The following is a 19,199-nucleotide window of genomic DNA, read 5'->3' on the forward strand; positions in this document are numbered from 1 at the left end:
TGACCGTCAGCGCGCTGTATCCATCGGGATCGGCTCGGGCTGGAAAGCTTCCCTCGGCGTTCCATCGACAGCGTACAGGCGCTCGGTCGGCAATTTGATGATCACGCCGGATTTGGGCAACGCATGATCGTAGATCGCGCCCAGGAGCCCCGCCATCCTGCTGCCTTGCACGCGCGCGCCTATGGCATGCAGGCCTATCGCCAGGCCTTCGCCCATGCTCCCCGTCCAGCGCGAGACCCGCACGAGGACCGGGCCGGCATGATGCTTCCCAGCCCGTGGTAGCACCTGCTCGATCCACTGCCGCGCAATGCCGGTCTCGCGCTCTTCGACGGGCAGGTTGTGAATTTGATAGGCGGTGGGCTGGGTGACGAACCAGCCCATGACCGCCCGCGCGACCGTCGTATTGCCGCCGCTGGCAGTGTCTGTCAGGTCGAGGATGATCGGCTTGCCCGGCGTCAGCGCCGCCATGGCCGCATCGAAGGCTGGGATCGTGTCATCGCGCCCGAGGGAATCGTGAAAGCGGATGATCGCCGCGCCGCGGGCGTCCTCGGCAACCGAGAGCGGCGGCATGTCCCGATGCTTGAGGGCGTACAGATTGGGTAATTCCACCGTGCGCGGTGACCTGCCGCCGGCCTTCACGGTCAGCTGTCGCGGCCGGTCGCGACGGCCCGCCGCGAGCACGCGCGCGGCATAGCCGGCATCGCCTTCGCCCGGCGCGACGCCGAGGTCGGTCCAGAACGCGTCGACCGCTGCCTGTACAGGCGTTCCGGCAATGGCGATCAGCTCGTCGCCGGCTTGCACACCGGCCTGTTCCGCCGGGCTGCCGGCCCGGACCTGCTCAATACGATAGCCAGCGCCGCGCCGCTCGATCCACAGGTCGCCATAGCTTGGGAAAACCGCCCAGCTGTTGGAGAAGGAGGCCCCCGTGATTGCATGATGGTCGGCGAGAACCATGAGGGCGCGTTCTGCAAGGCGGATGAGGCCATCCTCATCGCGGACCGCCTCGGCTTCCGCCTGGAGCCGGGAGGGCAGGCGATATTCGCCGCCTGCAAGGCGCTCGGGATAGGCATAGGTTTCCGCGATGATGCCCGGAAGTGCACGGGCATCCTCCTGATAGGGATTGGTCTGTCCCAGCGCGCCACTGGCAGAGAGGGCGAGGGCGCCCAAGGTTAGGGCAAGGCAGCAGAGCCTCAGTTTCAGCATCATGTGTCCTGCGGCCAAGGGAGTCGATGCCACAGGATATCGCGTCGGACATCCAAGCAAAAGGCCCGCCGGATCGCTCCGGCGGGCCTCTCTATTTTCTTCCTGAAAGGACCTGATGCTTAGTTCATGTCCTCGGTGGTGAAGTCCTCACCCTGCACCTTGCCGAGCGGATCGTCGCCGATGGCGGCTTCCACGGGCTGGCGCAGCTCGGCCTCATGCTCTTCGGCGGCGGTCTGCGGCGCGACGAGGTGAACCTCGTTGGCGGCCCGCATGGCGGCGCGGAGCGCAGCATCGCGGCTGTTCGCGGCGATCCGCATCCGGTTCATCGAGGAGCCGGTGCCGGCCGGGATCAGACGCCCGACGATCACATTCTCCTTGAGGCCGATCAGCGTGTCCTTCTTGCCCTGAACGGCCGCCTCGGTGAGGACGCGGGTCGTTTCCTGGAAGGAGGCTGCCGAAATGAAGCTGCGGGTCTGCAGCGACGCCTTGGTGATGCCGAGGAGCACGGGCTTGCCGAACGCCGGCTGCTGGCCGGGCGCGAGGCGGGCGTTCACTTCGTCCATTTCCTCGCGATCGACCTGCTCGCCTGCCAGCAGCGTGGTGTCGCCGCCGTCGGTGATCTCAACCTTCTGCAGCATCTGGCGAACGATCACCTCGATGTGCTTGTCGTTGATCTTCACGCCCTGCAGTCGATAGACCTCCTGGATTTCCGCGACCATATATTCCGAGAGCGGCTCGATGCCGAGCACTTCGAGAATGTCGTGGGGATCGGGCGAACCGCCGATCAGGTTGTCGCCACGCTTCACGTAGTCGCCTTCCTGAACGTCGATCACCTTGCTCTTGGGGATCAGATACTCGACCGGCTCGCCGCCATCCTCGGGGAGGATCGCGATCTTGCGCTTGGCCTTGTAGTCCTTGAGGAACTGAACGCGGCCCGAGACCCGTGCGATGATCGCATTGTCCTTGGGCTTGCGCGCCTCGAACAGCTCCGCCACGCGCGGCAGACCGCCCGTGATGTCGCGGGTCTTGGCAGCCTCGCGGGAGACACGGGCCAGCACGTCACCAGCCTGCACCTGCGCACCATCCTCGACCGAGAGCGTCGCGCCCGGTGCCAGAAGGTAACGCGCTGCCTCGCCGGAGGCATCGTCCAGCAGGGTCAGGCGCGGACGCAGATCGTCCTTGGAGCGGGACGGGGCACGATATTCGGTCACCACGCGCTGCGTGATGCCGGTGGCCTCGTCCGCCTGTTCGGTCAGCGTCTTGCCGTCGATCAGGTCCTGATACTTCACGATACCCGGCTTCTCGGTGATCACCGGCTGCGTGAACGGATCCCACTCGGCGATGCGGTCGCCCTGCTTCACCTTGGCGCCATGCTTGAACAGGATGGCGGCACCATAAGGCAGGCGATGGACCGCACGCTCGCGGCCTTCATCGTCGATGATCGCCAGTTCGCCATTGCGGGCCAGCGACAGGTTACGGCCATGCTTGTCCGTGATGGTCGGCATGTCGCGCAGCTCGATCGAACCGTCGGAGACGGCCTCGAGGTTAGACTGCTCGTTGAGCTGGGCGGCACCGCCGATGTGGAAGGTCCGCATCGTCAGCTGCGTGCCCGGTTCACCGATCGACTGGGCGGCGATCACGCCGACAGCCTCACCGATGTTCACCGGCGTACCGCGGGCGAGGTCACGCCCGTAGCACTTGGCGCACACGCCCATCTTGGATTCGCAGATCAGCGGCGAGCGGATCTTGACCGCCTGAACGCCGATGGCCTCGATCTTGGCGACCATCGCCTCGTCCAGCAGCTCGCCCTCGGGGACGATGACCGAGCCATCCTTGCTGTCCACAATGTCCTCGGCCGTGGTGCGGCCGAGCACGCGCTCGCCGAGCGATGCGATCACGCTGCCGCCCTGGATGATGGCCTTCATCTCCAGCGCCTTCTGCGTGCCGCAATCCACCTCGACGATGGTGCAGTCCTGGCTCACGTCGACCAGACGGCGGGTCAGGTAACCCGAGTTTGCCGTCTTGAGCGCCGTGTCGGCCAGACCCTTACGGGCGCCGTGCGTCGAGTTGAAATATTCAAGAACGGTCAGGCCTTCCTTGAAGTTCGAGATGATCGGCGTTTCGATGATCTCGCCCGACGGCTTGGCCATCAGGCCGCGCATACCGGCCAGCTGCTTCATCTGCGCCGGGGAACCACGGGCACCCGAGTGGCTCATCATGTAGATCGAGTTGATCGGCTTCAGGCGGCCCGTATCCGGGTCCTGCGGCATCGAGCGAATCTCGTCCATCATGGCGTTGGCCACACGGTCACCGCAGCCCGACCAGGCGTCGATCACCTTGTTGTACTTTTCCTGCTGGGTGATCAGGCCGTCCTGATACTGCTGCTCATAGTCGGCCACCAGCGCCTTGGTCTCATCGACCAGAGCCACCTTGCTGTCCGGAATGATCATGTCGTCCTTGCCGAACGAGATGCCGGCCTGGAACGCGTGGCGGAAGCCCAGCGCCATGATGGCGTCGGCAAACAGCACCGTGTCCTTCTGGCCGGTGTGACGATAGACCTCGTCGATCACGTCGCCCACGTCCTTCTTGGTGAGCAGGCGGTTGACCGCGTCGAACGGCACCTTGTGGCTCTTGGGCAGGCACTCGCCGATCAGCATACGGCCCGGCGTGGTTTCCACGCGGCGCATGTAGGTCTCGCCATTCTCGTCCGTCTGCGGCACGCGGCTGATGATCTTGCTGTGCAGCGTCACCGCCTTGGCGAAGAGGGCCTGGTGGACCTCCTGCATGTCGGCGAGGATCATGCCTTCGCCCGGCTCGCCGGCCAGCTCCATCGACAGATAATAGATACCCAGCACCATGTCCTGCGAGGGCACGATGATCGGCTTGCCGTTCGCGGGTGAGAGGATGTTGTTGGTCGACATCATCAGCACGCGCGCTTCCAGCTGGGCCTCAAGGCTCAGCGGAACGTGAACGGCCATCTGGTCACCGTCGAAGTCGGCGTTGAACGCGGCGCAGACCAGCGGGTGCAGCTGGATGGCCTTGCCCTCGATCAGCACGGGCTCGAACGCCTGGATGCCGAGGCGGTGGAGCGTCGGAGCGCGGTTCAGCAGCACAGGGTGCTCGCGGATCACCTCATCGAGGATGTCCCAGACTTCCTTGCGCTCCTTCTCGACCCACTTCTTCGCCTGCTTGAGGGTCATGGAGAGACCCTTGGCGTCGAGGCGGGCGTAGATGAACGGCTTGAACAGCTCGAGCGCCATCTTCTTGGGCAGGCCGCACTGGTGCAGCTTGAGCTCCGGACCGGTCACGATGACCGAACGGCCGGAATAGTCGACGCGCTTGCCGAGCAGGTTCTGACGGAAGCGGCCCTGCTTGCCCTTGAGCATGTCGGAGAGCGACTTGAGCGGACGCTTGTTGGCACCGGTGATGACGCGGCCACGACGGCCGTTGTCGAACAGGGCGTCAACGGCTTCCTGCAGCATGCGCTTTTCGTTGCGGACGATGATGTCCGGCGCGCGCAGCTCCATCAGGCGCTTCAAGCGGTTGTTGCGGTTGATGACGCGACGATAGAGATCGTTGAGGTCCGAGGTCGCGAAGCGGCCGCCGTCCAGCGGCACCAGCGGGCGCAGTTCCGGCGGAATGACCGGCACCACGTCGAGGATCATCCATTCCGGGCGGTTGCCGGAATCGATGAAGCTTTCCACAACCTTGAGGCGCTTGATGATCTTCTTGGGCTTGAGCTCCGACTTGGTCGTCGCCAGCTCTTCCATCAGTGCCTTCTGCTCGCCCTCGAGATCGAGGTCCATGAGCATCTGCTTGACCGCCTCGGCGCCGATACCGGCGGAGAAGGCGTCTTCGCCATATTCGTCCTGCGCCTCGACCAGCTCGTCCTCGTTGAGAAGCTGATACTTCTCCAGCGGGGTGAGGCCCGGCTCGATGACGATGTAGCTCTCGAAGTAGAGGACGCGCTCAAGCTGCTTGAGCTGCATGTCGAGCAGCAGGCCGATGCGCGAAGGCAGCGACTTCAGGAACCAGATGTGGGCAACCGGCGCGGCCAGCTCGATATGGCCCATGCGCTCGCGGCGGACCTTGGAAACGGTCACTTCCACGCCGCACTTTTCGCAGACGATGCCCTTGTACTTCATGCGCTTGTACTTGCCGCACAGGCACTCATAGTCCTTGATCGGGCCGAAGATGCGCGCGCAGAACAGGCCGTCACGTTCGGGCTTGAACGTGCGATAGTTAATCGTCTCCGGCTTCTTGATCTCGCCGAAGGACCAGCTGCGGATGCGCTCAGGCGACGCAATGCCGATCTGGATCTGGTCGAAGGTTTCCGGCTTGGCCATCGGATTGGCGAAGGTGGTCAGTTCGTTCATGTCTCAATTCCCTGCAGAGGGCTGAAGTTCGTAAAGGGGCGAAGGGGAGGGGCGCCGCGCGAGCAGCGCCCCTTTTCCCATTATTCCGCCGCCTCGGGCAGTTCGTCGTCGCCATCGCTGTCGGAGAGGTCTTCCAGCGCCGCCAGCTCCACATTGAGGCCGAGCGAGCGCATTTCCTTCACGAGCACGTTGAAGCTTTCCGGAATGCCGGCCTCGAAGGTGTCGTCACCCTTGACGATCGCCTCATAGACCTTGGTACGACCGACCACGTCGTCGGACTTGACCGTGAGCATTTCCTGCAGCGTGTAGGCTGCACCATAAGCCTGCAGTGCCCAGACCTCCATCTCACCGAAGCGCTGGCCACCGAACTGGGCCTTACCGCCCAGCGGCTGCTGGGTGACGAGGCTGTAGGGGCCGATGGAACGAGCGTGGATCTTGTCGTCCACAAGGTGGTGCAGCTTGAGCATGTAGATGATGCCCACCGTCACCTTGCGGTCGAACGCGTCACCGGTCCGGCCGTCATAGAGCGTGGACTGGCCCGACGTATCGAGCCCTGCCAGCTGCAGCATGGCCGAAACGTCCGCTTCACGCGCACCGTCGAACACCGGTGTCGCGATCGGAACGCCGGTCACGAGGTTGGAAGCAAGCTCGATGACCTGCTCAGCCGAGCGGGACTTGATCTCGTCCGCATAATCCTCGCCATAGACGGTCAGCAGGCGCTCCTTCACCGCTTCCGGCATTTCACCGCCGGCCGCGTTCGGGTTGGCCTCGCGCCAGTCGCGCAGGGCATGCTTGATCTGCTGGCCGAGACCGCGGGCGGCCCAACCAAGGTGCGTCTCGAAGATCTGCCCGACATTCATGCGCGACGGCACGCCCAGCGGGTTGAGCACGATGTCGACCGGGGTGCCATCCTCCAGGAACGGCATGTCCTCGACCGGCAGGATGCGCGAGATGACGCCCTTGTTGCCGTGACGGCCGGCCATCTTGTCGCCCGGCTGCAGCTTCCGCTTCACCGCGACGAAGACCTTGACCATCTTGAGCACGCCCGGGGGCAGCTCGTCGCCGCGCTGCAGCTTCTCGACGCGGTCCTCGAACTTCTCGACAATGACCTTCACGGCCTCGTCATACTGCGTCTTGACCGCTTCGAGCTGCGACTGGCGGGCATCGTCCGCAACCGCGAACTTCCACCACTCGTGACGCTCGACCTCAGAGAGCAGCTCCTCGGTGATGTCGACGCCCTTCTTGACACCCTTGGGCGCTGCCGTGGCCGTCTGGCCGACCAGCATCTCGCGCAGGCGGTTGAAGGTGGCGCGATTGAGGATCGCGCGCTCGTCCTCGCGGTCCTTGGCGAGACGGTCGATTTCCTCGCGCTCGATGGCCATCGCGCGCTCGTCCTTGTCGATGCCGTGACGGTTGAACACGCGCACCTCGACGATCGTACCAGCCACGCCCGGCGGCAGGCGAAGCGAGGTGTCGCGCACATCGCTGGCCTTCTCACCGAAGATGGCGCGGAGAAGCTTCTCTTCCGGCGTCATCGGGCTTTCACCCTTGGGCGTGATCTTGCCGACGAGAATATCGCCCGGCTCCACCTCGGCGCCGATGTAGACAATGCCCGCTTCGTCGAGGTTGCGCAGGGCTTCCTCGCCGACGTTGGGGATGTCGCGGGTGATGTCTTCCGGCCCCAGCTTGGTGTCGCGGGCCATCACCTCGAACTCCTCGATGTGGATCGAGGTGAAGACGTCGTCCTTCACGATCCGCTCGGAGATCAGGATGGAGTCCTCGTAGTTGTAGCCGTTCCAGGGCATGAACGCGACAAGGCTGTTGCGGCCCAGAGCCAGTTCGCCCAGCTCGGTCGAGGGACCGTCGGCGATCACGTCGCCGGCCTTCACATGCTCGCCCACCTTCACCAGCGGACGCTGGTTGATGCAGGTATCCTGGTTGGAGCGCTGGAACTTCATCAGCGTGTAGATGTCGACGCCGGACTTGCCGGCCTCGATCTCTTCGGTTGCGCGGATCACGATGCGGGTGGCGTCCACCTGATCGACGATGCCCGAGCGCTTGGCCGCGATGGCGGCACCGGAGTCGCGCGCAACCGTTTCTTCCATGCCGGTGCCGACGAACGGCGCCTCGGCCTGAACGAGCGGCACGGCCTGACGCTGCATGTTCGATCCCATGAGCGCGCGGTTGGCGTCATCGTTTTCCAGGAAGGGAATGAGCGATGCGGCAACGGAAACGAGCTGCTTGGGGCTGACGTCCATCAGCGTGATGTGGTCGCGGGGCGCCATCAGGAACTCGCCGGCCTCACGGGCGGAGATGAGATCCTCGGCGAAGGTGCCGTCCGGGTTCACTTCGGCGTTGGCCTGCGCGATCGTGTGCTTGGCCTCTTCCATGGCGGAGAGGTACACGACCTCGTCCGTCACCTTGTTGTCGATGACCTTGCGATACGGCGTCTCGATGAAGCCGTACTTGTTGACGCGCGAGAAGCTCGCCAGCGAGTTGATCAGACCGATGTTCGGGCCTTCCGGCGTCTCAATCGGGCAGATACGGCCATAATGGGTCGGGTGAACGTCGCGAACTTCGAAGCCGGCGCGCTCGCGGGTGAGACCACCCGGGCCCAAGGCCGAAACGCGACGCTTGTGCGTGATTTCGGAGAGCGGGTTGGTCTGGTCCATGAACTGCGAGAGCTGCGAGGAGCCGAAGAACTCGCGCACTGCGGCCACAGCGGGCTTGGCGTTGATGAGGTCGTTCGGCATCACCGTCGAGACGTCGACGCTGGACATGCGCTCCTTCACGGCGCGCTCCATACGGAGCAGGCCGACGCGATACTGGTTCTCCAGCAGCTCGCCAACCGAACGCACGCGGCGGTTGCCGAGATTGTCGATGTCGTCGATCTCGCCCTTGCCGTCCTTGAGGTTCACCAGCTCCTTGACCACGGCGAGGATGTCCTCGCGGCGCAGCGTCGTAATGGTGTCCTCGGCGTCGAGGCCAAGACGCATGTTCAGCTTCACGCGGCCCACGGCCGAGAGGTCATAGCGCTCGCCGTCGAAGAACAGGCCTTCGAACAGGGCTTCGGCAGTCTCGCGCGTCGGCGGCTCGCCGGGGCGCATGACGCGGTAGATGTCCGAGAGCGCGTGGTCGCGGTCCTCGGCCTTGTCGACCTTGAGCGTGTTGCGGATCCACGGACCCGTATTCACATGGTCGATGTCGAGCAGTTCGAGCCGGTCGATGCCGGCCGCATCCAGCTTGGCGAGGTTCTCGGGCGAGACCTCGTCGCCGGCTTCGATGTAGATCTCGCCGGTGCTCTCGTTGATGAGGTCATAGGCGCTGTAGCGACCATAGACTTCCTCGGTCGGGATCACGAGCGCTTCCAAGCCGTCCTTGGCAGCCTTCAGCGCCGCACGCGGGCTGATCTTCTGCCCGGCCGCGAACACCACTTCGCCGGTCTTGGCGTCGATGATGTCGAAGGTGGGCTTGAGGCCGCGCCAGGCGTCCGCCGTATAGGGGATCTGCCAGCCATTCTCGCCGCGCACGTAGGTGACCTTGTTGTAGAACTCGCCGAGGATTTCCTCGCTGTTCAGGCCAAGCGCGAAGAGCAGGGCAGTGACCGGTAGCTTGCGCTTGCGGTCGATACGCACGTTCACGATGTCCTTGGCGTCGAACTCGAAGTCGAGCCAGGAGCCGCGATACGGGATCACGCGGGCGGCGAAGAGATACTTGCCGGAGGAGTGGGTCTTGCCACGGTCATGGTCGAACAGGACGCCCGGCGAGCGGTGCATCTGGGACACGATTACGCGCTCTGTACCATTGACGATGAAGGTGCCGTTGCCGGTCATGAGCGGCATGTCGCCCATGTAGACATCCTGCTCCTTGATATCGAGAACCGAGCGGGTCTCGGTGTCCTGATCGACTTCGAAGACGATCAGGCGGAGGGTGACGCGCATCGGCGCGGCGTAGGTGATGCCGCGCTGACGGCATTCCTCGGTGTCGTACTTGGGATCTTCCAGCTCATAGTGGACGAAGTCCAGCTCGGCCGTGCCGGCAAAGTCGCGGATCGGGAAGACGCTGCGCAGCGTCTTCTCAAGGCCGGACACATAGCCGATTGCGGGATTCGACCGCAGGAACTGCTCATAGCTTTCGCGCTGAACCTCGATGAGGTTCGGCATTTCCACGACCTCGTGGATGTTGCCGAACACCTTGCGGATGCGCTTGGTGGCGCTTTCGCCGGGCTTGATGGGGAGAGCCTTGGTTGCCATGCCAGAGATACCTGACCTTCCTGCGTGTTGTGGTCCCGATAATATTTTTCGCATTGCAGCGAAAATTCAGCCTTTTGCTGCGTCTGCGCACCTCAATTCGAGGGCTGCGAGCACGCAAAAAAGTGCGGGCCGGGGCTGTCCGATCCGCACTTGAGCGTCATATGAACCTCGCCGTCACCCCATATGTGATGCATGTCGTGCGCAACGCGTCATGCTTGCCCGGGTAGCGGAAGGCGACTGGCGGGCAGATGCCCGACCAATCCGAATGACCAGCGATATAAGGCCATCGCGCGGCATTGCAAGGGGCTTGCGGCCCGCTGCAATGCCTTTGCGGCGCTGATCGGAGACGAACCCAGATCTGCGATCAGGATTCCTTGCGGTAGAACACGCCGCACATCACTCGGCCGCCACTATTGCCCGTGGGGTCGGTGCGCATGTCGTCGGCGTCTGCGTGGATCACCAGCGCCGCGCCATCGTCGTCCAGCAGGGTTGCCATGTTGGTGTGCGCCATGAACGTCACCTTGGCCGCGCCGCGTGCGTCAGCCGTGACCATCGGCAGGTCGCCGGCATGGGGGCCTTGCGGGTTCTCGGTGCCGTGCTGCTTGCTCTCGGGATTGAGGTGGCCGCCGGCTGATACGAAATCGGGCAGGGTGCATTTGCCGATGGCGTGAATGTGCATCCCGTGCGCACCCGGCGTCAGCCCGCGCGTCACCTCGACGCTGCCGCGCATATGGCCGTCTTCCGGCACCAGCGTCGCGACACCGGTGCGGTTGCCCTGGCCATCATACAGGATCGCCTCGGCGAAAGGCTCGGGCGTGGGCATCGGCCCCGCCGGGGCCTTGGCGCCGCAGCCCTGCAAGGCCAGGCAGAAGCCGGTGGCGGCGAGGAGGAGGGGGGAAGCAGCAAAATGAGCCATCATGTCTCTCTGTGTTGGGGCGATGCAGTCGGCGCAATCTAGCGTGTTGTCCGGCGAGGTCAAAGCAGGTCGAGCACCCGTTCCATGGCAAGCCCGGCCCGGCGGGAGGCGGCGCGGAGGTTGGCGTGGAAATCCCCGGCACTGTCGGGATTGGCATCGTCCGTCGTCGCCTTGATGCCGCCCCAGGGGAGCCCACTCTGGGCGGCATATTGGGCGAGCGCGCCGGTTTCCATGTCGACGATGTCGGCATCCAGCGCAGCGACGAGATGGGCGGCATAGGCGCCATCCTCGATGAATGCGTCACCGCTGGCGATGCAAGCATGGGGCAGGGCGCTGCCGGGATCGGGCATGGCCGCATAAGGCGTGACATTTGCAGGCCCCATCGGCCAGGCGCCAGCGGGATAGTGCACGAAAGCATCCGGACGACGCGCGCCATAATCATGCTGGACGGCACGGGTGAGCCAGAAGCAATCGCCGGCGAGGGCGCTCAGCTTGCCGGCCGTCCCGAGGATCATCAGCATATCCGCTGCGTGGAGCGCGTGCAGCCGCGCGGCGGCGGCGGCGATGTTGACCTTGCCGATCCCGGTCGTCGCGATGTGCACCAGATGGCGCCCGGTGTCGACGCGGCGCACCAGCGGCCAGTCGCCATCCACCCTGTCCCCCGCTTCCGGCAGAAAGGCATCGGCTTCCTCGGGCAGGGCGGCGAGCATCAGGATGCGCATGCGGCTCAATGCCCTTCAAAGGTGATGAGGGAGAGGGGCGTGATGCCCACGTCCCTGAGGCGCGCCGCACCGCCCAGCTCGGGCAGGTCGATGACGAACGCCGCCTGATCGACAATGGCACCTTCGCCCCGCAGCAAGGCAGCGCCGGCGAGCGCGGTCCCGCCGGTCGCCAGCAGATCGTCCACCAGCAGCACCCGTTGCCCCGGCCGCACGGCGCCCTGATGCATCTCGATCCGGTCGGTACCATATTCGAGCGCATAGTCGATGCCGACGGTCGCGCCAGGCAACTTGCCGGACTTGCGCAGCATCAGCTTGCCCTTGCAGAGCTTGTAGGAGAGCCCGGCTGCGACGATGAACCCGCGCGCCTCGATGCCGGCGATGAGGTCGACCTGCGCTGGATCGACCAATGCCGCGATCCGGTCGATCGTCGCCCGGAAGCCTTCGCCATCCAGCAGCAGGGTGGAAACGTCGCGAAACTGGATGCCGGGAATCGGATAGTCCGGGACGGTCCGCACCAGCGCTTTGAGGTCGTCATTGTTCGTCGTGGTCAGAGAAGATGTCTCGGCCATGATGATGTGTCCCTTCGATAATCGGCTGGCGCAGGCCGCACGTGTCGGCGCAAGGATCGGGCGGCACAGGGCGCCTTGTGTCCCTCACGCTTTACATTGGCGCGACGATATGCTGATCGCAGTCTGTCCCGAAATGGGTCGGTGGGGTCATAATGAGATTGCCTGTTGTCTTTCCAGGGATGGCGTCGCTCGCCTGCCTTCTCGCCGTGAGTCCGGCGGCAGGGCAAGCGGAAACTGCGTTTGCCCGAGCAAGCTCCAGCCTTCTCGATCTCCAGAAGCTGACCAGCCTGCTGCTCCCGCCTGCCTTCGGGCAGGATAATCAGGTGCGGGCGCCGATGCTGATCGCCAATGAGGTGCGGCCCGAGAGCCGGGATCGGCTGGCCCAGCCCTCCGCGCGGCCGGAGTCGCGCGACCGCCTCGCGCGGCCGGTGAGCGAATTGCCGGCCTATCGCCCGGAGAGCCGCGATCCCTTGGCGCGCTCCTATGAGGATGTGCGCAAGGCGCGCCCGGAGTTGCTGGACTCTGGTTCAAAGGCGGTGGCTCTGGCGCAGGATGTCGCGCCGGCCAATGAGAGCGCTGCCACGGCGCCTTCCATGAATAGCGCAGATGGGCCACCCGTGCCGATCGCGCTGTCCGCAGTGCCGATGGGCGCAGGGTCCGCCGGGCCGACCTTGCAACGCACGCAGGGCAAGGCCGAGGGCCTCGGTCTAGCGCAATATCTTTCCGCGCCATGGCAGCAGATCGGCTTCATTGCCGGCTTGGTGCTGCTCGCCAGTCTGCTCTTCTGGCGGCTGGGCATGCGCGGGCGGCAGGGGCCGCTGGCCCTGACCGACTATGGACGGGCCGAGCGCTCCGCTGCCCGAGAGGAAGCTGACAGAGCACGCTACCCGACGCTGCGCGAAGCCATCGAGGCGATGAAGGCCGAGGCCGCCACACGTCGTTGGTCGGCCTCCGGGCCTCATCGATCGGTCTGATCCGCGAGACGATCCCTGCTAATCAAAAAAGAAGCGCGCCCGGATCTCTCCGGACGCGCTTCTTTTTGTCGGGCGGGAACGGCTGGGCCGCTCCCCTCCCATCAAGCTTACTTGATCTCGACGGTCGCGCCGGCTTCCTCGAGCTTCTTCTTCAGCTCTTCGGATTCCGCCTTGTTCACGCCTTCCTTCACAGCCTTCGGCGCGCCTTCGACGAGCGCCTTGGCTTCCGTCAGGCCGAGACCGGTGATGGCGCGGACTTCCTTGATGACGTTGATCTTCTTGCCACCGTCGTTGACGAGGATCACGTCGAACTCGGTCTTCTCTTCAGCAGCGGGGGCATCGCCACCGGCGCCGCCGGCGGGCGCAGCAACCGCGACTGCGGCAGCAGCGGAAACGCCCCACTTCTCTTCGAGAGCCTTCGACAGCTCAGCAGCTTCGAGAACGGTCAGCGCGGAGAGCTGGTCGACGAGCGAGTTGATATCAGCCATGTAATTCACTCCATTTTCTAGCGGGGCCGGGTCTGGCCCAAGTCAATTGATTGCAACTGTCTGCCGGGGAGGCGGCCTGAAGATCAGGCAGCGTCCTTGGTGGCATAAGCGTTGAAGACGCGCGCGAGCTGCGCGGCCGGTTCCTTGGTGACGACTGCGAGCTTGGTCGCCGGGGCCTGAATGAGGCCGATCAGCGTTGCGCGCATCTGGTCGAGCGACGGCATCGAAGCCAGCGCCTTGATGCCATTGGCGTCCAGGAGCGTAGTGCCCATGGCGCCGCCGACGATCTCCAGCTTGTCGTTCGTCTTGGCGAAATCGATCGCGACCTTTGCAGCCGCAACCGGATCGGAAGACGTCGCCAGGCCCACCGGTCCAACCAGCATCTCTTCGATGCTGGCATAGTCGGTGTCCTTGATGGCGATCTTGGCAAGGCGGTTCTTCGTCACCTTGTAGGTCGCACCCGCATCGCGCATCTTCTGACGGAGCTGGGTCGACTGAGCCACGCTAAGGCCCAGATTGCGGGTCACGACGACCACGCCCATTTCCTTCAGAGATTCGTGAAGCGCGGAAACGACCTCGGTCTTTTCATTGCGATCCATGCCATTCTCCTCTGCGGCAAGGCCCGGAAGGCCCGGCCGCGTTCACACATGTGCCGCGCACGACCCGAGAGGGGCCGCAAGCGGCGAAGCAGTCCGAGGGGAAGGGTTGACTGGTCCAGCACGAGAGTGCGGACAGACCCGGATTGAGCTGCGCATCGAAGCGGAGCGCCGTCCGGCAAGAACTTTTCCCCGTCTCGGCTGGGCATTAAGATGGGCAGATCCCATCACCAGCTGTCTCGGACGGTGCACCGGGACGGACCCGGTGAGCGAAGGCCCGATAGGCGGGGCGGCGGTGAAAAGCAAGCCGTTTCCAATTCCGGCCACGGCGAGGGAGCCGGGGAGGGCGGTAAACGCTTAATTTGTGACCCTTTGGCAACGTCCTTCGGCCATCTGCGCAAAGGTGGTTAAGGCGTGGGAAAAGAAGGTTAAAGCGCTTTAATTCTTTCCGCCGCAGGTTTAGCACGGGTTCATGGAAAGCTTATCGACAGACTCGCTCCGTTGGGCGCGCCGTGAAATTGAACGGCACCGGGCTTTGATTGGTCTGGCCGTCGTGGCCAGCGCCTTGATCGCAGCCGCGCCGCACAATGAGCGCCGGATGTTTACCATCCCTGAGTTCGCCTCGGCATTCGTCGCCGTGCCGGCGCCGGAAGAGACGTCGCTGCGCTCCGCGATCATGGGCTATCTTCGCGATGGCTGTGCGCCCGAGTTCGTCAATTCCAAGGGTGACCTGACCCAGTTGGTCAATCGCGCCGATTGCGGTCCTGGCCGTTCGCGCAACCAGGGCAGCAGCCCGTTCGCGCAAAAGCCGACCGCGACGCCGAACAAGTCGCCGGTTGCGCCGACCGCCTTCTTCGCCGAGCCGGAAGCTGCCGATTTCGTATCGAACCTCAACAGCCCGCTGATCGTGACGCAGCCCACGCTCGAGCCCTCCATGGCCTCCTTCACGCCGCCCACAGGTGGTACGGGCGGTGGCGGCGGGTTCATCCCTGGCATTCCCATTCCCTTGCCCGATTTTGTGCCGCCGGTGTTCGGTTCGGTTCCCGAGCCGTCGACCTGGGCGCTGATGATCGCGGGCTTCGGTCTGGCCGGCACGATGATGCGCCGCCGCAATCCGGTGAAGGTTACCTTCGCCGCCGGCTGATGGCCGGCTTCACACGCGTTTCCCGCTGAAAAGGCCAGTCCGGGGGGACTGGCCTTTTCTTTGCCGATTGCGCGGCGGGATCGGTCTGGCTGGGAAGCCCGGTTCAGTGGATCGTCAAGGTGTCGCCGCTCAGGGTGACGGTGCCGAGTTGCTGGAGCGCATTCTGGCCCATCAGCGAAACCGGCAGGGCGCCATCGACCACGGCGGCGCTGATCTGCTCGATGCGCTTGCCGGCCATTTCCATCCGCTCGATCCTCGCCCAGCGCATCGCGGACGATCCGTTGACGGTGCGCATCTGCGCGCGACCGGGCAGGCTCTCATAAGTCAGGCCGAGCTTGGCCGCGTCGGCGCGATTGAGCACGACGACCGTCGCGCCGGTATCCACCACGAAGCGGATCGAATGGCCATTGGCCTTCGCCTCGACATAGAAGAGGCCGTCGGCATGGCGCTGCACGGTGTTGGCAGGCAGTTGGATGCCCGAGGCATCCAGAACTGCGGCCTCCGGCACGGCGATGTTTGCGGCGGCTTCCTTCTGGATGTTCTGGTGATCCGTGAACGGGTTGCTCAGCGCGACGGCAATGGATGCCATTGCCGCCATGATGCTACCGAATTCGAGATGGATGCCGATCATGCCGCATTATCACCCCGACTCACCCAAGAAGCGGTTTCGAGATTGAGTTAGCGCGGCATTAAGAAAGGGCGGTCAGGCGGGCGCCTGTGCCGTGCGGGAGGCCTCGATCTCGTCCTCCATCCGCTGCTTCACCCGGCGGCGGCGGCGACCGAAGATGAAGGCGGCAAGGCCGGAGATCAGGGCCGAAATCCCGAATTCGGCGGCAAGGACGTTGTAGCGCCACGTCAGCTTGTCGAGCCCGCTGAACAGTACGAAGTTATCATCCTCGACGTCATAGCCTGCATGGCGATACAGGTTGACGATCTCACCTGGCAGGGCCTCGCGCCGCAGAACGCCGTCGAGATAGGGCGTGAAGACGAGGTGCGAGAGGCGGAACCGCCAGACGCGCACCAGGTCCTCATCCTTGGGGAAGGTGATGGGATGATAGCCTTCCGGCACATCGTTGCGCCGCACCTCGACAAAGTAGCGCAGCGGCGAGCGGTCGTCCGGCCCGGAGCGAACCGGCGCGAAATAGAGCGAGCGCTTGACCAGCAGCAGATCCTCATTGAACTGCGCCGTCTCGCGCAGATCGATGCTGCCGGTGATGACGGCGCGGCCTTCCACCGGCGCGATCGCATCGGGCGACCCGACGACGATGCTGCGCGGGGTTCCCTCATCGGATGGCAATTGCAGCCGCAGGATCAGCACAATGACTGCCGCAAGCAGACTGCCAACGCAAACGCCGGCGAAAAAGCCCTGGAGGCGGGCAAGCCGCCCCTTCACGATGCGCAGATCGTCCTGCCGGGCAGGGCCGAAGGATTCGGTGCGGCGCTGGCGCGTGCGCAGCAGCCACACGGCAGCGATCAGCGGCGCAGAGAACAATGCGGTCACCGCGACGAAGGTCAGGGTGGGCCAATAACGATCGAAATGAAGAAACTGCCATTCGGCCAGTCGCGCGATCAGCCCGCGATAATCGAGCGCCTGAAAGAGGAAGAACAGGCTGACAAGAGCGATCCAGAAGCCGAGAAGGCGAACCGCCAGATTGAGCTGTTTCGACACCCGGTCATAGGCATCCTGTCCAGCAGTTGGATGTCGCTTCTTCACCCCAATTTCCCTGTTTTTCATCTGAGTTCTATCGTCGCGTGCCTCGCCAAGCAATGCCATCGCAGGGTTAACAGGCGCTTTACGAAAAAACGCCTAATCAGACAGCCGACTCAGATCACAACATCGGGCAATAAAAAAGCCCCGCCGCGGTGGATACCGGGCGGGGCGTTTTTAGAATTGGGTGAGATCAGGCCGAGGCGACCTGAGCCACGTCCACCTTTACGCCCGGGCCCATCGAGGACGACAGAGCGATCTTGCGGACATACTTGCCCTTCGAGCCCGAGGGCTTGGCCTTCACAATGGCATCGACGAAGGCGTCGAAGTTCTTGCGCAGGTCGGCTTCGGTGAAGCTGGCCTTGCCGAGACCGGCGTGAATGATGCCGGCCTTCTCGACGCGGAACTCGATCTGGCCGCCCTTGGCAGCCTTCACGGCTTCGGCGACGTTCGGCGTGACGGTGCCGAGCTTCGGGTTCGGCATCAGGCCCTTGGGACCCAGCACCTTACCGAGGCGACCGACCAGGCCCATCATGTCGGGCGTCGCGATCACGCGGTCGAAGTCGAAATTGCCGTTCTGGATGTGCTCGAGCAGATCCTCGGCACCCACGATCTCGGCGCCGGCTGCCTTGGCGGCATCAGCCTTGTCGGCGCGGGCGAAGACGGCAACGCGCACATCCTTGCCGGTGCCGGCGGGCAGGGTGACGACGCCACGGACCATCTGGTCGGCGTGACGCGGGTCGACGCCCAGGTTCATCGCGACTTCGACGGTCTCGTCGAACTTGGCGGTGGCGTTCTTCTTGATGAGCGCGATGGCTTCATCGACGCCGTGCAGCTTGTTCGCATCGACTGCGGCGGCCATTGCCTTGGCCTTCTTGGTCAGCTTTGCCATGTTCTTAGCCCTCCACCACGGTCAGGCCCATCGCGCGGGCGCTGCCTTCGATGATCTTCGTCGCGGCCTCGATGTCGTTGGCATTGAGGTCGACCATCTTCGCTTCGGCGATCTCGGCGAGCTGGGCACGCGTGATCTTGCCGGCGGAGACCTTGCCGGGCTCCTTGGAGCCGGACTTGAGGTTCACGGCCTGCTTGATGAGATAGGTTGCCGGCGGCTTCTTGGTGACGAAGGAGAAGCTGCGGTCAGCGTAGACGGTGATGATCGTGGGCAGGGGCGTACCCTTCTGCTCCTTCTCGGTCGCCGCGTTGAACGCCTTGCAGAATTCCATGATGTTCACGCCGCGCTGACCCAGGGCAGGGCCGATCGGCGGCGAGGGGTTGGCGGCTCCAGCGGGCACCTGGAGCTTGATATAGCCCGTGATTTTCTTGGCCATTACACTCACTCTGTAGAAGGCGGGGCCAATGGCGCCGCCCGGTTCAAGCTTAGCGGTCAAACGGCTGACCCTAAGGGGTCGTCCTCCCGCAATGGGCTTCCATCGGGCCTGCAAGACCGTCCGGAAGCCGGCGCCTATAGCGGTGACTGGTGCAAAAGGAAAGAGCGGTCTTATCGATTCACTTCTGCCCGGCGGTGCGCCGCGCCAGCGCATGAAGCTCCGCCTGGGAGAGCAGCATGGCGAGATCGTCGCGGCTGATGTCGAAACTCTCGTCCATATCCTCCAGCGCCTTGTCGATATCCTCGCTGTGCAGCCCTGATGCCTCTCGCACCTGCGCGCTCTGGATTGCGGGTGCAGCCGGGTGATGCGGATAACTGTGACCGGTCATGCGATGGAAGAACATGGCGAGCGACACCAGCGCGATGGAATTGAGCCCAACGGGCGCGAAGGCGAAGGCATAGCCGGCATCGTGAATGCCCTGGCTGCCGATCACGGCGGTCAGCGCTGCCGCGCCGCCGGGCGGGTGCAAGCAGCGGCAGAGCGACATCACGAGGATCGCGCCGCCGACAGCCACGCCGGCGGCCAGCGCCATGGGCGGTATCCAGCGGGCCGCCGCCACGCCCACCAGTGCCGAGAGAATGTTACCGCCCACGACGGACCAGGGCTGGGCGAGCGGACTGGTCGGCACGGCAAATACCAGCACTGCCGAAGCGCCGATGGGCGCGACGATGATCGGCAGATCGCCGTAAGCGATGGGGAATTGCAGGCAGAGCACGATCGTCAGCCCGATCCCCGCCGTCGCGCCGATCACCGCCAGCAGGCGCGGCATCAGCCGGGCGCCGGCAAGGATCGGTTTGAAGAGGCGCTCTGTGGTCATGGGTTTCGTCGCACCGGCTTGGGAGAGAGGCGCGCTATTGGCGCG

General features: G+C 64.4%; 15 protein-coding genes. 2 read left to right on the plus strand and 13 right to left on the minus strand.

Annotation, left to right across the window (positions count from 1 at the left end):
- Positions 1 to 6 precede the first annotated feature (6 nt).
- The 6 genes from M2342_RS08335 to M2342_RS08360 form a co-directional block, all read right to left on the minus strand.
- The gene (locus M2342_RS08335) at positions 7 to 1,206 is read right to left on the minus strand and encodes a S41 family peptidase (RefSeq protein WP_264578732.1); all 1,200 of its coding nucleotides are present in this window, start codon (positions 1,204 to 1,206) and stop codon (positions 7 to 9) included.
- A gap of 116 nt (positions 1,207 to 1,322) precedes the next feature.
- Positions 1,323 to 5,579, minus strand: coding sequence for a DNA-directed RNA polymerase subunit beta' (gene rpoC, locus M2342_RS08340; protein ID WP_181559466.1), 4,257 nt, complete (start codon positions 5,577 to 5,579; stop codon positions 1,323 to 1,325).
- An 80-nt stretch (positions 5,580 to 5,659) separates the two neighbouring features.
- Entirely contained in the window at positions 5,660 to 9,832 is a 4,173-nt protein-coding gene (gene rpoB, locus M2342_RS08345; protein ID WP_264578733.1) for a DNA-directed RNA polymerase subunit beta, read from the minus strand.
- A gap of 364 nt (positions 9,833 to 10,196) precedes the next feature.
- Entirely contained in the window at positions 10,197 to 10,751 is a 555-nt protein-coding gene (locus M2342_RS08350) for a superoxide dismutase family protein (RefSeq protein ID WP_264578734.1), read from the minus strand.
- Positions 10,752 to 10,807: 56 nt separating this feature from the next.
- Positions 10,808 to 11,470 (minus strand): purine phosphorylase, encoded by a 663-nt coding sequence (locus M2342_RS08355; RefSeq protein ID WP_264578735.1) that lies wholly within the window; start codon positions 11,468 to 11,470, stop codon positions 10,808 to 10,810.
- A 5-nt stretch (positions 11,471 to 11,475) separates the two neighbouring features.
- Positions 11,476 to 12,039, minus strand: coding sequence for an adenine phosphoribosyltransferase (locus tag M2342_RS08360; protein WP_264578736.1), 564 nt, complete (start codon positions 12,037 to 12,039; stop codon positions 11,476 to 11,478).
- A 152-nt stretch (positions 12,040 to 12,191) separates the two neighbouring features.
- Here M2342_RS08360 and M2342_RS08365 point away from each other — a divergent pair, with 152 nt between their 5' ends.
- Positions 12,192 to 13,013, plus strand: coding sequence for a hypothetical protein (locus M2342_RS08365; protein WP_264578737.1), 822 nt, complete (start codon positions 12,192 to 12,194; stop codon positions 13,011 to 13,013).
- Between the two features lie 107 nt (positions 13,014 to 13,120).
- Here the strand turns inward: M2342_RS08365 and rplL are convergent, their stop codons facing one another.
- A complete protein-coding gene (gene rplL, locus M2342_RS08370; protein ID WP_181559472.1) occupies positions 13,121 to 13,501 on the minus strand; it encodes a 50S ribosomal protein L7/L12 in 381 nt (126 codons plus the stop codon).
- Positions 13,502 to 13,584: 83 nt separating this feature from the next.
- Positions 13,585 to 14,100 (minus strand): 50S ribosomal protein L10, encoded by a 516-nt coding sequence (rplJ, locus tag M2342_RS08375; protein WP_181559473.1) that lies wholly within the window; start codon positions 14,098 to 14,100, stop codon positions 13,585 to 13,587.
- Between the two features lie 595 nt (positions 14,101 to 14,695).
- Between rplJ and M2342_RS08380 the strand changes: the two genes are divergently transcribed.
- Positions 14,696 to 15,241, plus strand: coding sequence for a PEPxxWA-CTERM sorting domain-containing protein (locus M2342_RS08380; RefSeq protein WP_264578738.1), 546 nt, complete (start codon positions 14,696 to 14,698; stop codon positions 15,239 to 15,241).
- Positions 15,242 to 15,344: 103 nt separating this feature from the next.
- On the opposite strand, the gene M2342_RS08385 is transcribed toward M2342_RS08380, so the two are convergent.
- The 5 genes from M2342_RS08385 to M2342_RS08405 form a co-directional block, all read right to left on the minus strand.
- Positions 15,345 to 15,872, minus strand: coding sequence for a TIGR02281 family clan AA aspartic protease (locus tag M2342_RS08385; RefSeq protein ID WP_264578739.1), 528 nt, complete (start codon positions 15,870 to 15,872; stop codon positions 15,345 to 15,347).
- A 72-nt stretch (positions 15,873 to 15,944) separates the two neighbouring features.
- Positions 15,945 to 16,955, minus strand: a complete 1,011-nt coding sequence (locus M2342_RS08390) for a hypothetical protein (protein ID WP_264578740.1) — start codon at positions 16,953 to 16,955, stop codon at positions 15,945 to 15,947.
- A 187-nt stretch (positions 16,956 to 17,142) separates the two neighbouring features.
- Complete coding sequence (gene rplA, locus M2342_RS08395; RefSeq protein ID WP_181559477.1) at positions 17,143 to 17,841, minus strand: 50S ribosomal protein L1; 699 nt, start codon at positions 17,839 to 17,841, stop codon at positions 17,143 to 17,145.
- 4 nt (positions 17,842 to 17,845) lie between these two features.
- Positions 17,846 to 18,277, minus strand: a complete 432-nt coding sequence (gene rplK / locus M2342_RS08400) for a 50S ribosomal protein L11 (protein WP_181559478.1) — start codon at positions 18,275 to 18,277, stop codon at positions 17,846 to 17,848.
- A gap of 178 nt (positions 18,278 to 18,455) precedes the next feature.
- Positions 18,456 to 19,154: an HPP family protein gene (locus tag M2342_RS08405; protein WP_264578741.1), complete on the minus strand. Its 699-nt coding sequence runs from the start codon at positions 19,152 to 19,154 to the stop codon at positions 18,456 to 18,458.
- Positions 19,155 to 19,199 lie beyond the last annotated feature (45 nt).

It is taken from the genome of Sphingobium sp. B8D3A, from assembly GCF_025961995.1.
Lineage (GTDB): Bacteria > Pseudomonadota > Alphaproteobacteria > Sphingomonadales > Sphingomonadaceae > Sphingobium.